This is a genomic window from Methylobacterium platani, assembly GCF_001653715.1.
In the GTDB taxonomy this organism is placed as follows: Bacteria; Pseudomonadota; Alphaproteobacteria; order Rhizobiales; family Beijerinckiaceae; genus Methylobacterium; species Methylobacterium platani.
In genome coordinates, this window is sequence record NZ_LWHQ01000027.1 from 181,441 (window position 1) to 195,689 (window position 14,249).

Consider the following 14,249-nt stretch of genomic DNA (forward strand, 5'->3'; position numbering starts at 1 on the left):
GCGCTCACAGCCCGAACTGCGCGCCGGTCTCCCCCGGCGTGACGAGGCTGCGGGCACGGCTGCGCGAGGGCAGGAAGGGCAGGGCGGCGCACGTCGCGCCGACGCTGTCGCACAGCCGCTCGACCGCCCGCACGATGTCCGGCGGGCCGGCGACGTGGACGGTGTCGCTGTCGCGTAAGGTGGGCAGGTGGGCGGTGACCGGGCCGTGGCGGACGTCGGGCCGGCCGCGCCGGTCGCGGCTGGCCGCCAGCGTGATCTGCTGCACGCCGGTGCCGCGCAGCCAGTCGAGGCCGGGCCGCATGTAGAGGTCGTCGGCGTCGGCGGCGCCGGCCACCACGACCATCTCGCGGCCGGTCTCGAGGTGGCGCGCCGCCCGGGCGATGGCCCAGATCGGGGCGAAGCCGGTCTCGGCCGAGACCAGGATCAGGCGTCCGGGCCCCGGGCGGTAGGGCGTGCCGCCCGCCGGTCCCTTGATCCGCACGACGTGGCCGGGCTGCACCGCCTCGCCCAGGGCGGGGCCGAGGGCGCCCTGGTCGCGCCGCAGGTGGAAGACGAGCTCGTTCAGCTCGGTGTTGCCGTCGATCCGCTGCGTCGGGCAGTAGGGCCGGGCGGGCAGCCCCGCGAAGGCGACCTCGACGGCCTGACCGGGCGCGACGTCGAGGCCGCGCGAGACCGTGACCACCATCTCCACCACGGCGCCGGAGAGCGGCTTGGCCGAGAGCAGGGTGCCGGCGCGCTTGGCGGTCCGCAGGACGGCGAGCGGCGAGGGGGCGGGGCCCGGCCGGGTCGCGGCTCCGTCGCCGAGGCGGGGCCGGGCGCGGCTGGTGTTGCGCAGGCGCGGCAGCGCCTCCGCCAGAAGGGAATCCTGGACCACGCCGTCGCGGCCGGCGGCGACGTTGCGGGGCAGGGCGGAGTCGAGGGGCGTGTCGCCGGTCGCCACACGGACGGGCTTGCCGTTGACGACGAGCGAGCAGCGGGGGCTCATGGCCGTCTCCGTGCGACTGGGGCGTTCAGGAATGGGTCGGGCGATGCGACGCGGGACGCGCCCTGTCAGCGGGGGGCGAAGAGCAGCCGCTCGACCAGGGAGGCCCAGCGGTCGCGGTCGGCACGCAGGTCCTCCTGCGCGTCCTCGCCCTCGGCCTGCTGGGACGCGAGCGCCGCGACCTGGGCGCGCAGCTCCGCGGCGGCCTCGCGCTCGGAGCGCAGCACCGCCTTCATCACCTTGTTCTCGGCCTCGAGCTGGGCGACGAGATCCTCGATCTCCTCGACCTCCGCTTCGTCGGGCGGGGGCAGCCGGTAGGGCCGCGGGCCGAGCCAGCCCGGCGGCAGGAGCAGGCGCCGCACCAGATCGAAATCCGGGCCGGTCCGCTCATTGAGATCCGAGCCGCTCCGCTCCCGGCCCGAGATGTCAAACGCCGCCTCGCCCATGCCGCCTCTCCGCACCTCGTGCCGCCCGGTGCGCCCGTACCCCGGGCGCGCCGCATCCTGTTACGGCCTGGGCGACGATGCCGCCGTCATGGTTAAGGACCGTTTAAGCGCGACCGTCGCATTCGCGCGATTGACCCGGCGGATGCGGCGACACACTCTCGCCCTAACACCGGATCCGGGCACCGATTCGCCCCGGATTCCGAGATCCACGGAGATCGCGATGCTGGACGGACGACGGGTGCTGATCGTCGAGGACGAGGCGCTGGTCGCCCTGGAGCTGACCGAGATCGTCACCGGCTCGAACGCCCACGCCGTCGGCCCGGCCCGCACCAACCGCGAGGCCCTGGCGCTCCTCGACCTCGAGGAGGTCGACGTCGCGATCCTCGACCTCAACCTCGCCGACGGCGAGGCCACCCCGACGGCCGAGTGCCTGATCGCCAAGGGCGTCCCGGTCCTGATCTGCACCGGCGGCGTCCTGCCGCGGGCGATGCGGCTGATGTGGCCGGACCTGCCGATGCTGCGAAAGCCCCTGAACCCGGACCGGCTGGTCGAGGCGCTGGGAGCGCTGTGCGCCGAGCCGGCGGGGGCAGGGCGCGGGTAGGGCATTTCTCGACGAGGCGGATGCCGGTTCGCCGAGAGACGAGGCGACCGGGCGCGGCGCGAGGCAGGCCGGTGCGCGTGCCGGCGGCCGTTCCCGACCGCGGGACTGCCGGCCGGTCCGACATGCGGGCGAACAGCGGCAGGCCCGGAGCCGGCCGCGTTCTCGCGTATTCTCCGACGAAGCGGATACCGGTTCGTCGGAGAAAATCTGGCCTAGCCAAAGGCTCAGAGCAGTGTCCGATGACAAAACGGTCGGGCGCCGCCCCGGTTCGACGACGGATCAGGCAATCGTGTCGGTCGCCAGGAAGACCGTCGAGGCCTGGAGCTGGGCGACGCTCGCGCCCTGCGCGTAGATGGTGTGCTGGTTGCCGACGTTGATCAGCGCGCCGCCGTCGTAGGCCTGGAAGCTGACATCCGCCTGCACCGAGCTCGACAGGTAGACGGCGTCGCCGGCGCCCAGATCGGTGATGACGTCGTAGAGCCCGTCGTAGAGGTCGCTGCGGTTGAAGATGAAGTTGTCGAAGCCGCCGCCGCCGGTGATCAGATCGATGCCGGAGCCGCCGATCAGGTTGTCGGCCTGCCCTCCGCCGACGAGGGTGTCGTTGCCCGAGCCGCCGAACAGCCCAGCGCCCTGGTTGGCTCCGGCCGACAGGACGTCGTTGCCGGCCCCGCCCACCGCGTACGAGAAGCCGCCGGTTCCGTCGCCGGCCACGATGGTGTCGTTCCCCTCGCCGCCGTCGATGTTGTTGCTGCCGGCGCCGCCGCTGATGGTGTCGTTGCCGCCCTGGCCGAAGAGGACGTCGTTTCCTTCGTCGCCCGCGATGACGTCGCCGGCCGAGCCGCCCACGATCAGGTCGTTGCCGGCCCCGCCATTCAGGACCTGCGCCGCCTCGGCCGTGTTGTAGCCGATGGTGTCGTCGCCGCTGCCGCCGAAGACGGTGTCCGATCCCTCGCCGAGTGCGCCCTGGATCAGGTCGTTGCCGCCGCCGCCGTAGATCAGGTCGTTGCCCAGACCGCCGCGGATGTAGTCGGCACCGTCGGTGGCGAGCTCGCCGTCCTGGTCCCCGTAGATCACGTCGTTGCCCGAACTCGCCGCGATGCTGTCGTCGCCGCCGCCGAGGACGAAGGTGGAGCCGGTCGTGCTCGGCACGTAGTAGACGTTGTCGTTGCCGAGGCCGGCGAAGACGACGTCGTGCCCGGTCTCGCCGGGATTCGCGGTATTGCTGTAGATGGTATCGTTGCCGTCGCCGGCCGAGATCACGTCCTGCGCCGCCGACCCCAGGATCGTGTCGGCGCCGGCATTGCCGGCGACCGTGACGCCGTCCGCGAAGATCGCCGTGTTGAGGCCCGGGGTGGCGTCCAGGGTCAGGTTCGTCACGGCCTGATTCTGCGGTGCCGCGCCGACCAGCAACTCGACGACGCCGATGGCGAGGCCGGTCACCAGGCCGAGGACGCCGCCGCCCGATGCAGTGCCGAAGTTCACGCTGCGGGGCTGGATGTCCGCCGCGGCCAGGACCTGGGCCCCGTTGCTGACTTCAATCCGGCTATACGTGCCGCTGGCGCTGACAGTACCGGTCAAGACGCCATTGTTGAAATCGACCTGCCAGTTGCCGATGTAGCGGTATGTCAATCCCCCGGATTGAAACTCGAAGGCCGAGAACCGGGTCTGCGATTGACCGAGCAGTAGGCTCCCCGTCTGGCCGGTTTGACCCGTGAATTGCTCTCCCGTCGCTTGTCCGAGATTGTTCACGAAGAAGGTCGCGGTGTTGAAACCCGAACCGGTGCCGATGACGACGGACGACATGCATACGACTCCATGTGCTGGACGCCACAACCAGGCGTTGCGAAATACCTAGCACGGAGGGTCGGGGCCGCAAGCTTAAATTGCATAATATCGCGAGACACATCGTGGTTGAAATTAATGTCGTCGTTTCGTTTTGAGACAATTTGTGACGAGGACGTCGATCGCACCGGTATGGATCAGCATATATTCCTATAAACGCGATAAAACCGATAACGAAGTCGGCGTGCGGAAAAACCACATTCATCCGCCCGAGCTTGCGAATGCCCTGCCGGGTCGGCGCGTGCCCACGGCTGGCGAAAGCCAACGTGACGATCGGGAATGAGCATTCCGACATGCCGGTCTGCGAGGCGAGTGCGGGACCCCCTCGCCCTTGGGTCGACGCTGCCGGCCAAGCCCGTCAGGTCACGTCATTCCCCATAATCGGTGTCGACGGCGCACCCGACGGCAGGCGTCGCCCCGCCATGGGGACGGGTCATACCCTCGCGCCTTGGCCTCGACACGTCGATGCCGAGGCGTCCGGCGCAGATGAGAGGACAGGGAAACCTTGCGGGCTCGGCCAGCGCCTTCGAACGCATCCGTTCGAAGGCGCTGCGGTCTCACAGCCCTCGTCTCACGACATCCGCGATTCAGAACCAGCGCGGAGAAGGCCGGCGATCACGCCGCCTCCGGCGCCGCCCCCACCAGCTGCCGCGCCTGCAGGATCGACATCGGCTCGCCGAAGGCGAAGCCTTGCGCGTAGTCGCAGCCGACCTCGGCGAGCGCCAGGGCGTCGGCCTCCGACTCGGCTCCCTCGGCGACGATCTCGAGACCGAGCTCCTGCGCCATCCGGACGATCGAGCGCAGGATGCCGGAGCGGCCGTTCGCCATCTGGCGCACGAAGGACTGGTCGATCTTGATCGTGTCGAAGGGGAAGCGCTGCATGTAGGTCAGCGCCGAGTAGCCGGTGCCGAAATCGTCGAGGCAGAGCCCCGCGCCGAGCTCGTGGATGCGGGCGAGCATCTGGGCGGCGTATTCCGGGTTCTCCATCACCAGGGCTTCGGTCAGCTCGAGCTTGAGCGAGCCGGGGACGACGCCGGTGCGGGCGAGAACGGTCTTCACGTCGTGCAGGAGGTCGTGGCGCAGGAGCTGGCGCGAGGACAGGTTGACCGAGGCGAAGATCGGCGGCTCGACGACGAGGGCCTGCTGCCAGGCGGCGAGCTCCGCGGCGGTGCGCTCGAGCGCGAAGACACCGAGATTGACGATGAGGCCGGATTCCTCGGCGATCGGCAGGAAGACCTGGGGGGCGACGCGGCCGAGCCGCGGATGGTCCCAGCGCAAAACCGTCTCGAAGCCCGCGACCGTGCGGTCCTCAAGGCGCACGATCGGCTGGAACAGCACCTTGATCTCGTTGCGCTCCAGCGCCCGGCGCAGGTCGCTCTCCAGCATCATCCGCTCGCCGCGGTCGGAGCGCATGGTCGGGCGGTAGACCTCGATCCGGTCGCCGCCCTGGCGCTTGCCGTTGATCATCGCGAGCTCGGCGTTCTTCACCACGTCGTCGCGCTTCACCACCGCGCCCGCCTCGTGGAGCGCGACGCCGATCGAGGGCGTCAGGAAGATCTCGCGGTCGGCATAGGTGATCGGGGTGGTGATCGCCCGGCGGATGCTGTCGGCGAAGGCGATGATCCGGTCGGGATCGCGCTCGGAGAGCAGGATGATGGCGAATTCGTCGCCGGCGACGCGGGCGAGGGTATCCTGGGGCCGCAGCAGGCGGTTGAGGCGGCGCGACAGCGTCAGCAGGATCGAATCGCCGGCCGACAGCCCGATCGCGTCGTTGACCTGCTTGAAGCGGTCGATGTCGATGACGAACAGGGTCGGCTTCAGGCGCGGGTCCTGGCTGGCCAGCGCCAGGCCGGCATCGAGCCGGTCGTTGAACAACTCGCGGTTGGGCAGGCCGGTGAGGTTGTCGTGCACGGCGTCGTGCAGCAGCCGCTCCTCGGCGATCTTCGATTCGGTGACGTCCGCGATGGTGCCGACGATGCGCACCACCTCGCCGTCGGTGCCGATCACCGGCCGGGCCTTGAGGCGGTACCAGTAATACGGCCCGGCGGCCGAGCGCAGGCGGAAATCCTGCGAGATGCGGCCGCGGCGCTCCTCGATCACGGTGTCGAGGGCGGCGGAATAGCGCTCGACGTCGAAGGGGTGGAGAAGCGAGAGCCAGCTCGCCTGCGGCCCCTCCAGCGCCCCGCGCTTGAGGCCGAGCTGGCCCTCGATCTCGGGGCCGGCGAAGACCCGGTCGCCCGGCACGTCCCAGTCGAACACGACGTCGCCGGCGCCGGTCAGCGCCAGCGCCCGGCGCTCGGTGTCGGAGACGAGGCTGTTGCCGAGGCTTCCGCCCGCGAAGGCGTGCTGGAGCACCGTGAAGCCGATCAGCATCACGATCAGCACCAGGCCGCCGATCAGCGCCGGCTGGACGAGGTCGTTGTGGAGCTGGCCGGTGATGGCGAAGCCCGCCGCCACCACCCAGGCCAGCAGCAGGAGCCAGGTCGGGATCAGCAGGATCGCCCGGTCGTAGCCGTTGTGGATGGCGAGGTAGACGACGAGCAGCAGGCCGATTCCCGCCACCGTGGCGATCGAGATGCGGGCGACGCCCGCCGCCACCGGCGGATCGATGACGGCGAGACCGACGAGGCCGCCGAGGAACAGCAGCCAGATCAGCGCGACGTGGCTGTAGCGCACGTGCCAGCGGGCGAGGTTGAGATAGGCGAACAGGAACACCAGCAGCGTGGCGCCGAGCACGGCTTCCGCCGAAGCGCGGTAGATCCGCTCTGCCGCCTCGGTGACCGGGAAGATGCGCTGGAAGAACCCGAAATCGATGCAGGCATAGGCCAGCACCGCCCAGGCGAGCGCCGCCGCCGCCGGGAAGATGATCGCGCCCTTGACCACGAACACGATGGTCAGGAACAGCGCCAGCAGCCCGGCGATGCCGATGATGATGCCCTTGTAGAGGGTGAGCCCGGTCGCCTTCTTGCGGTAGGCGTCCTGGTCCCAGAGATAGACCTGCGGCACGTTGGGGGTGCGCAGCTCCGCCACGAAGGTGACGGTGGTGCCGGGGTCCAGCGTGATGACGAACTGGTCGGCGTCGGGGCTCTCGTCGCGCTCGGGCCGGATGCCCTGGCTCGCGGTGATCGCGGCGATGCGCGAGCCGCCGAGGTCGGGCCAGACCACGCCCGAGCCGACGAGGCGGAAATGCGGGGCGACCAGCAGGCGGTCGATCTGCTCGTCGGTGTCGTTGGTGAGCGCGAACACCATCCAGTCGGGCCTCGCCCCGGTCTCGCGCGCCTTCACGGCGATGCGCCGCACGATGCCGTCCTTGCCGGGCGCGGTCGAGATCTGGATCAGGTCGCCGTCCGAGCGGTAGCGCTCGATCGCCGGGGTCAGGTCGATGGCCTGCGAGTCGAGGGTGACGCGCACGGCCTCGACCGCGCGGGCCTGCGGCATGGACAGGAGCAGCCCGGCGAGGGCGGCGAGGCAGGCGAGGACGAGTGAGTACGTGCGCAAGCTTCGGGGTCTTCCGACCGGACGGGGGGCGGCCACGGCCACGGGGGCGGCTCAAGGGAGGTGCCGGACCGTACTGACGCCCAAGCTTCCGAGCAAGGCGGAGGCCTCGGATCTCCCCTGCCGTCCGCGAGCGCGGCCGTCGACGGGCTTCGATCGCTCCGCTTTGCGGCCAAATCAAGTTGTGCCGGACTCCCCGCGACCGGTGCCGGCTGGCGCGAGCGGGACGATCTCCCAGCATTCCGGATGCCGCATCAGCTCGGTCAGGAACGCGAAGGTGAGGGCGTGGGTCGGGCAATTGGCGACGATGCGCCCGAGGATCGGCCGGCCGGCGAGGCCGAGGTCGCCGACGAGGTCGAGGATCTTGTGCCGCACCGGCTCGTCGGGGAAGCGGGCGCCGCCGAGCACCCGGCCGCCGAGCAGGATCGCCACCCGCCCGGGGCGCGCTCCGCGCAGCAGGGGCTCGCGGTCGCGCGGATGCATCCGGGCCTGCGTCTCGAGGCCGATCTCGCGCCGGTGCTCCGGGCGCGGCGAGGCGGGCACGAGGCCGGCGCCGCACACGGTCTGGGAATCGAACGAGCGGGCCCAGAGCCGGTCCCGCATCCCGCCCGGCAGCAGCGCCCGGGCGAGGCGGGTCTTCAGAGCGGTGCGCCAGATCAGCGAGGCGTTGCCGAAGCTGCGGCTCGGGGCGATGGCGGCGCGGAACGTGCCCGGGTCGATCGGGCCCGACCAGCGCAGGACGCCGAAGCCCGGCAGACGGTCGGTGCTGACGTCAACGGTGAAGCCGTCGCCGGGCTCGGCACGCAGGAAGCCGTGCATCCCGTCGACCTGGAACGGCGCGCGGATGCGAAGCGCCTGGCGCGGCCGGGCCTGCGGCACCCGCCCGGCCTCGTCGATGAGCGCGCACCAGCGCGAGGCCGACCCGTCGAGGATCGGGATCTCGGTCCCCTCGACGGTGATGGCGGCGTTGTCGATCCGCGAGGCCGCGAGGCCGGCCATCAGGTGCTCGATGGTGCGCAGCTTGCGCCCTTGCCCGATGTCGAGGGCGGTGCTCATCCGGCTCGCGACCCAGGCCGCGGTGCCGGCCGGCACGTCGTCGGCGCGGGCGCCGGTGCGGGGGCAGCGCACCGCGAAGCGGATGCCGTGACCGGCGGGGGCGGGCGCCAGGGTGACGCGGGCGCTCCGGCCGGTATGCAGCCCGGGCCCGCGCACCGACACGCTCCGCCCGAGCGTCGCCTCGCGCGACGCATCGTCCGCCGCCTGCGCAGCCCCCCCGAGCCCCATCGTTCCCGCCCGACTTCGTCGACGGTCGGTCTCACCGGCCGTCCTCTGCCATTCCCCAAGGGACCGACGCCGTAGTCCCGTGAGCGGGACGGCGACGCGGCCAGTCTCGCCTACTCGGGACTCGGGCCGCACGAGACCCAACCCTCGCACGCTCGCGCGCTCGATTGCCGAGTCCTCTAACGGAGACCGAGGAACCACGCCCACTCAGCCGTTCGACCTAGTCACCCGCGCGGCCCTCGACTGGATGATCGCGGGGCGGGATGGAGCGGGCGTCCGGTCGCGGAACGATTGTCTTCCGGCGATCCTCGGCACATCCTCACCGTCCGCCGCTGCCGGGTCGTGTATCGCCGACGCGCGCGGGCGAGACGTCGCCGGTCGCCCTCCTCATCACGGCGACCGGGCGGACATGCTGTCCTCGTGCAGATGGTCGACGTCGCTTGTCATGAATGTCCAGCTGATCGACCGCTCCCGCGCGATCGCACTGGGACTATCGTGTTTCCAAATCGTTTCAAAATAAAATACGAATAACAAATAACAATATTCCTTATAGTGTCAGATTGCAGGCTTCGTTCGCGTTGTCGAGTCTGCAATTTGCCGGATTTGCATTGTTTCCGAATATTTTTCGCTGTCGATTTCCGGCTGTATTTGTAATACGAAAAAGCATCATTTCGATCGCGAAAGCAAAAATAATGTTGATATTATAGTATATAGTAGAGCATGATCGCCAGAAGGGAGGTCGAAAATGGATACACCACTCGCGACTCCGCCGGAGACTGGCACGAGCGTCGCTCCAGCAGCGGCTCCAGGCGGCGCCTCCAGACCGGAAGCGGACCCGGATGCCGTCAGGCGCGCCCTCGCGAACAGCGAGGGACGTCTCCGAAGCCTGCTGGCAGCGGGCGGTCCGCGAGACAGCTACCGGTCCGACGCGCGAGCCCGAGAGTTCCTGCCAGCCGTCGCCGCGTCGTTGAAACTGGACCCCGACACGCAGGCGCTCGTCGAGGATGACCTGGTTTCCTTCATACAGGACGTCATTCTCGGAATAGCGTGGTACACCGGAAAGTACAAAGATGCCGAGAAGGCCGCGAAGTGGTACATCGCTGCGAATGCAGCCGTTGTCGTTGCGGTTCCCGGCGCGATCACGCTCATCGGATCGCACCTCGTGGCCGGTGCGGCGTCACCTTACGGCGTGGTGATCGCACAGCTCTCGTCGATCCTGAGCGGCACGTTCGCGTTGCAGAAGACCGTATCGGCCTGGTACTCGCAGCAGCGGAACTATGCGGCATGGTACAAATGCAGCTCCGATCTCAAGGAGATATATTACAATCTGATCAGGGACTGGTCTGGAAAGGCGAAGGGCGGGGAGAATGCGTTCGTCGGCAGCCTGGCGCTCGGTCAGGAGACGGCGCGGAAAATCATGCAGGCGGAACGCCTGGACTTCTACACGCGCCTGGCGCTGCCGAGCTTCGATGTGCTCGACATGCTGACGGCCTCCAAGGACAAGGCCGCGACCCTGGTGACGTCCCTCGTGCCGGAGGCCAAGGAGGTCAAGGCGATCGCCATCGGGATGAAGGCCATCCAGGGCGCCAGCCTCGCTCCGAAAGCCCCCGAGGCCGCCGCGCCGGCGCCGGTGAGCCGCCTCGCCGATCAGCCGGGGATACGGACGAGCACCCTGGTCGCGGCCATGAAACCGCTCGCGGCGGCCTCGCTCCAGGGCGGCGTCCCCGACCTCCTCGCCGCACAGGGTCTGCCCGCGTTCGACCAGGCCGTCGTGGATGCTTGTGCTTCCCTCACGCTGAAGGGGTCGGCCGATATCCTGAGCCTGTTCGGCGGCTATCACGGTTTCTACGACTGGTTCAACGCGACGTTCCACGATGTTCCCGACGTCGCTCAGAGACACCCATCGCCCGATACGGCATTGAAGCGAAAGAATTTCTCGGATTTCTGGGATCAGATCCAGGTCGTTTTCGGCAAGGACTCGATCAATGCCCTCGAATTTTCCGCCTTGATGGCGGTCAATCTCGAAGAATCACGGGGCAATCTCTCCGCCTCGCCGGAGGAGATGAACGGCATGGACCACCCTCATCCCGGGTTGGCCTACGCGTTCGACCGGATTCCGGGATTGAAGCAATCTTACAACCTGCCCAACGACCGTCAGAACCCGCCCAACAGGACGGCCCTGGCGCTGTTTCAGGATCCGGATTTTCTGCGTGCGCACAAGGACAGGGCTGGTTCCGCGTCGGTCCTCGAGCGGTCCGGTGGCATCGATCCGCGCTGGGGCGGCGACATCTGGCCGAGCGACGTCCCGGCCTGGGTCGATCCGGCCAGGAACGGCTTCATCATGCAGGCCGACTTCTACAAGTTCCGCGGCCGCGGCGTCATCCAGACGACGTGGCGATCGGATTACAGGAGTCTCATCGAATGGGCTCTCAAGGTGAGCAAGGACCAGAACGCCGTCATCGCGAGCGTCGCCGATCGATGGAGATCTGACACCCGGACGGGCGCCGGGCAGATCGACGAGATCGCCACCATCTCAAGCAACGAGGACTGGGACAGGATCTTCGGCGAGGCCCTGGCGCTCGCCCAGGGGGTCAGGATCGATTCCCGTGACAAGGGAGATTACCTGAACACGCTCTCCGCCGATGCCGCGGTCCTCGATGCGGGGAGACGGGTCCCGGGATCGTTCCTGAACTTCGCCGCGCACATCAACGGCGGCGACTACCCGGACCGCGTAGCGCCGATGATGAAGGCCCTCGCCTGCGGGATCGCCCGGACGGTCGGCGCCCAGGTCGCGTCCCGTCAGCCGAGGTCACCGACGCTTCCGGTTTGAGGATGGACCGTCCGCGCCGGTGATCTCGACTACGTCGACTTGAGCGCCTGGCCGACCGCCTCGAGGCTCTGCAGCTTCTTGATCGGGCCGATCGCCGCGATGGTGGGTGCGCCGGCGATCAGCGCGCGGCCGGCCGCCCGGACATCGTCGGGGGTCACCGCATCGACCTTGGCGATCACCTCGGCGGCCGGGATCACCCGGCCCCAGGCCAGCAGCTGGCGCGCCGTGCGCTCGATGCGCCCGCCCGGCGTCTCCAGCGCCGAGAGCAGGGCGACCTTGAGCTGGGCCTTGGCCCGGGCGAGCTCGACCGCGTCGACCGTCTCGGCGGCCTCGCGCAGGCAGGCCAGCGTGACCTCGACGAGGCCCGGCAGGTCGCCGCCCGCGGTGCCGGCGCCGATGCCGAACAGGCCGCAATCGCTGAACGGCCAGTGGAAGGCGTGGATCTCGTAGGCGAGCCCGCGCGTCTCGCGGACCTCGTGCCAGAGCCGCGAGGTCAGCCCGCCGCCGAGCACCTGGGCGAAGAGGTGCGTGGCGTAGTAGCCCTCGTCGCGGAACGACAGGCCGGGCAGGCCGAGGACCAGGTTGGCCTGTTCGAGCTTGCGCGGCATCCGCCGCTCGCCGCCGCGGTAGAGCCCGGGCACGGTCTCCGTCTCGGCGCCCGCCGGCATCGCGCCGAAGTGCTTCTCCGCCGCCGCCACGATGGCGTCGTGCTCGACCGCGCCGGCGGCGGCCAGCACCATCCGGCCCGGGGTGTACTCGCGGGCGAGATAGGCCTCGATCGCCGCGCGGTCGAAGCTCTGGATCGTCTCCGGGCGCCCGAGGATCGGCCGGCCGAGCGGCTGGTCGGGGAAGGCGGCCTCGGTGAAGGCGTCGTAGACGACGTCGTCGGGCGTGTCTTCGACGGCGGCGTATTCCTGCAGGATCACGCCCTTCTCGCGGGCGAGTTCGCCGGCCTCGAAGGTCGAGCGGGTCAGGATGTCGCCGAGCACGTCGAGGGCGACCTCGGTATCCTCGCCCAGCACCCGGGCGGTGTAGCTCGTCTGCTCGACGCTGGTGGCGGCGTTGATCTCGCCGCCGACATTCTCGATGTCCTCGGCGATGGCGCGGGCCGAGCGGGACGCCGTGCCCTTGAACGCCATGTGCTCGATCAGGTGGCTGAGCCCGTGCTCCTCCGGCCGCTCGTTGCGCGAGCCGGCGCCGACCCAGACCCCGAGGGTCGCGGTGGCGACGCCCGGCATCGCCTCGGTGGCGACGGTGAGCCCGTTCGGCAGCCGGGTGATCTTGAGGTCGGGCGAGGCGCCGAGCGTCGCGAAATGCTGGTTCACGCAGCGCTCCTCAGGATACGGGCGCGCTCGCGGATCGCCCGCTCCACCGCCGCCTCGTCGTTGGGCAGGACCGTGAAACGCTCGCGCCGCTCCAGAAGATCCGACAGGTGCGGCGGCAGGGCCGGGCGCACCCCCGTCGCGGCCTCGACCGCGTCGGGGAACTTCGCCGCATGGGCGGTCGCCAGCGCCACGACCGGCGTCGCCGGATCGTCGGCGAGGAGCCTGCGGGCGGCGCGCACGCCGATCGCGCTGTGCGGGTCGATGATCTGGCCCGTCCCGGCATAGACGTCGCGGATCTCCGCCACGACCTCGTCCTCCGGCACGCAGGCCGCGTCGAACTCGGCCCGGATCCGCTCCAGGGTGCGGGCGTCGAGCGTGAAGGCGCCCGACTGCTTCAGGCCCGCCATCAGCCGGGTCACCGCCCCGGCGTCGCGGTCGAGCGCCTCGAACAGCAGCCGCTCGAAGTTCGACGAGACCTGGATGTCCATCGACGGCGAGGTGGTGGGAGCCACGCCGCGCACCTCGTAGGTGCCCGTCGCGAGCGTCCGCGCCAGGATGTCGTTGGCGTTGGTGGCGATCATCAGCCGCCCGACCGGCAGGCCCATGCGCTTGGCCGCCCAGCCGGCGAGGATGTCGCCGAAATTGCCCGTCGGCACCGAGAACGACACCGGGCGGTGCGGGCTGCCCAGGGCCACCGCGCTGGTGAAGTAGTAGACCGCCTGCGCGGCGACCCGGGCCCAGTTGATCGAGTTGACGCCCGACAGCCGCACGTCCTCGGCGAAGCGCGGGTGCTGGAACAGCGCCTTCACGATCGCCTGGCAATCGTCGAACGTGCCCTCGACTGCGAGCGCGTGGATGTTGCCCGCATCGACCGTGGTCATCTGCCGGCGCTGGACCTCGGAGACCCGGCCGTGGGGATAGAGGATGAACACGTCGACGTTGTCGAGGCCGCGGAAGGCCTCGACGGCGGCGCTGCCGGTATCGCCCGAGGTGGCGCCGACGATGGTGGCGCGGCTGCCCCGGGCCTTGAGGGCGTGGTCCATCAGCCGGCCGAGCAGCTGCATCGCCACGTCCTTGAAGGCGAGCGTCGGGCCGTGATGCAGTTCGAGCAGGAAGAGGTTGTCGCCGAGCTGGGTCAGCGGGCAGGTCGCCGGATGGCGGAAGGTCGCGTAGGCCTCGTCGATCATCCGGTCGAGGTCGGCCTGGGGGATCTCGCCGTCGACGAGGGGCGACAGCACCGTCCTGGCGGCGTCCGCGTAGGGCCGGCCGGCCAGGCCCGCGATGGTCCCGGGCGCGATCTGCGGCCAGGCCTGCGGGATGTAGAGCCCGCCGTCGCGGGCAAGCCCGGCGAGGAGCGCATCGGTGAAGGTCAGCGGCGCGGCGCTGCCGCGGGTCGAAACATGGAGCACGGTGATCAGTCCTGAGGCTGACGCGAGGCCCTACACGA

At 69.8% G+C, this 14,249-nt stretch carries 9 protein-coding genes; 2 read left to right on the top strand and 7 right to left on the bottom strand.

All coding sequences use genetic code 11. The features are described 5' to 3' along the window. Positions 1 to 4: 4 nt before the first annotated feature. Both A5481_RS15530 and A5481_RS15535 read right to left on the bottom strand, forming a co-directional pair. Positions 5 to 985: a ferredoxin reductase domain-containing protein gene (locus A5481_RS15530; RefSeq protein WP_048436965.1), complete on the bottom strand. Its 981-nt coding sequence runs from the start codon at positions 983 to 985 to the stop codon at positions 5 to 7. A gap of 65 nt (positions 986 to 1,050) precedes the next feature. Further along, positions 1,051 to 1,428, bottom strand: a complete 378-nt coding sequence (locus A5481_RS15535; protein WP_048436964.1) for a hypothetical protein — start codon at positions 1,426 to 1,428, stop codon at positions 1,051 to 1,053. Between the two features lie 220 nt (positions 1,429 to 1,648). Here A5481_RS15535 and A5481_RS15540 point away from each other — a divergent pair, with 220 nt between their 5' ends. Beyond that, entirely contained in the window at positions 1,649 to 2,029 is a 381-nt protein-coding gene (locus tag A5481_RS15540; RefSeq protein ID WP_048436963.1) for a response regulator, read from the top strand. A 279-nt stretch (positions 2,030 to 2,308) separates the two neighbouring features. On the opposite strand, the gene A5481_RS15545 is transcribed toward A5481_RS15540, so the two are convergent. The 3 genes from A5481_RS15545 to A5481_RS15555 form a co-directional block, all read right to left on the bottom strand. Beyond that, positions 2,309 to 3,832: a calcium-binding protein gene (locus tag A5481_RS15545; RefSeq protein WP_048436962.1), complete on the bottom strand. Its 1,524-nt coding sequence runs from the start codon at positions 3,830 to 3,832 to the stop codon at positions 2,309 to 2,311. A gap of 654 nt (positions 3,833 to 4,486) precedes the next feature. Continuing rightward, positions 4,487 to 7,309 (bottom strand): EAL domain-containing protein, encoded by a 2,823-nt coding sequence (locus A5481_RS15550; RefSeq protein ID WP_197514193.1) that lies wholly within the window; start codon positions 7,307 to 7,309, stop codon positions 4,487 to 4,489. A 234-nt stretch (positions 7,310 to 7,543) separates the two neighbouring features. Further along, a complete protein-coding gene (locus A5481_RS15555) occupies positions 7,544 to 8,650 on the bottom strand; it encodes a UDP-3-O-acyl-N-acetylglucosamine deacetylase (protein WP_082173532.1) in 1,107 nt (368 codons plus the stop codon). Positions 8,651 to 9,392: 742 nt separating this feature from the next. On the opposite strand from A5481_RS15555, the gene A5481_RS15560 reads away from it, so the two are divergent. Continuing rightward, positions 9,393 to 11,477, top strand: a complete 2,085-nt coding sequence (locus tag A5481_RS15560) for a hypothetical protein (protein WP_156312114.1) — start codon at positions 9,393 to 9,395, stop codon at positions 11,475 to 11,477. A gap of 29 nt (positions 11,478 to 11,506) precedes the next feature. On the opposite strand, the gene A5481_RS15565 is transcribed toward A5481_RS15560, so the two are convergent. Both A5481_RS15565 and thrC read right to left on the bottom strand, forming a co-directional pair. Then, the gene (locus A5481_RS15565) at positions 11,507 to 12,802 is read right to left on the bottom strand and encodes a M16 family metallopeptidase (RefSeq protein ID WP_048436813.1); all 1,296 of its coding nucleotides are present in this window, start codon (positions 12,800 to 12,802) and stop codon (positions 11,507 to 11,509) included. Next, a complete protein-coding gene (gene thrC, locus A5481_RS15570) occupies positions 12,799 to 14,211 on the bottom strand; it encodes a threonine synthase (protein WP_048436814.1) in 1,413 nt (470 codons plus the stop codon). Before thrC ends, A5481_RS15565 begins: the two co-directional genes overlap by 4 nt. Positions 14,212 to 14,249: the final 38 nt, after the last annotated feature.

What these genes read in the sequence shown, in the direction of transcription:
- A5481_RS15545 (WP_048436962.1), bottom strand. Translation starts at nt 3,832, where the DNA reads ATGTCGTCCGTCGTCATCGGCACCGGTTCGGGTTTCAACACCGCGACC.
- A5481_RS15555 (WP_082173532.1), bottom strand. Translation starts at nt 8,650, where the DNA reads ATGGGGCTCGGGGGGGCTGCGCAGGCGGCGGACGATGCGTCGCGCGAG.
- A5481_RS15540 (WP_048436963.1), top strand. Translation starts at nt 1,649, where the DNA reads ATGCTGGACGGACGACGGGTGCTGATCGTCGAGGACGAGGCGCTGGTC.
- A5481_RS15535 (WP_048436964.1), bottom strand. Translation starts at nt 1,428, where the DNA reads ATGGGCGAGGCGGCGTTTGACATCTCGGGCCGGGAGCGGAGCGGCTCG.
- A5481_RS15550 (WP_197514193.1), bottom strand. Translation starts at nt 7,309, where the DNA reads ATGCCGCAGGCCCGCGCGGTCGAGGCCGTGCGCGTCACCCTCGACTCG.
- A5481_RS15560 (WP_156312114.1), top strand. Translation starts at nt 9,393, where the DNA reads ATGGATACACCACTCGCGACTCCGCCGGAGACTGGCACGAGCGTCGCT.
- A5481_RS15530 (WP_048436965.1), bottom strand. Translation starts at nt 985, where the DNA reads ATGAGCCCCCGCTGCTCGCTCGTCGTCAACGGCAAGCCCGTCCGTGTG.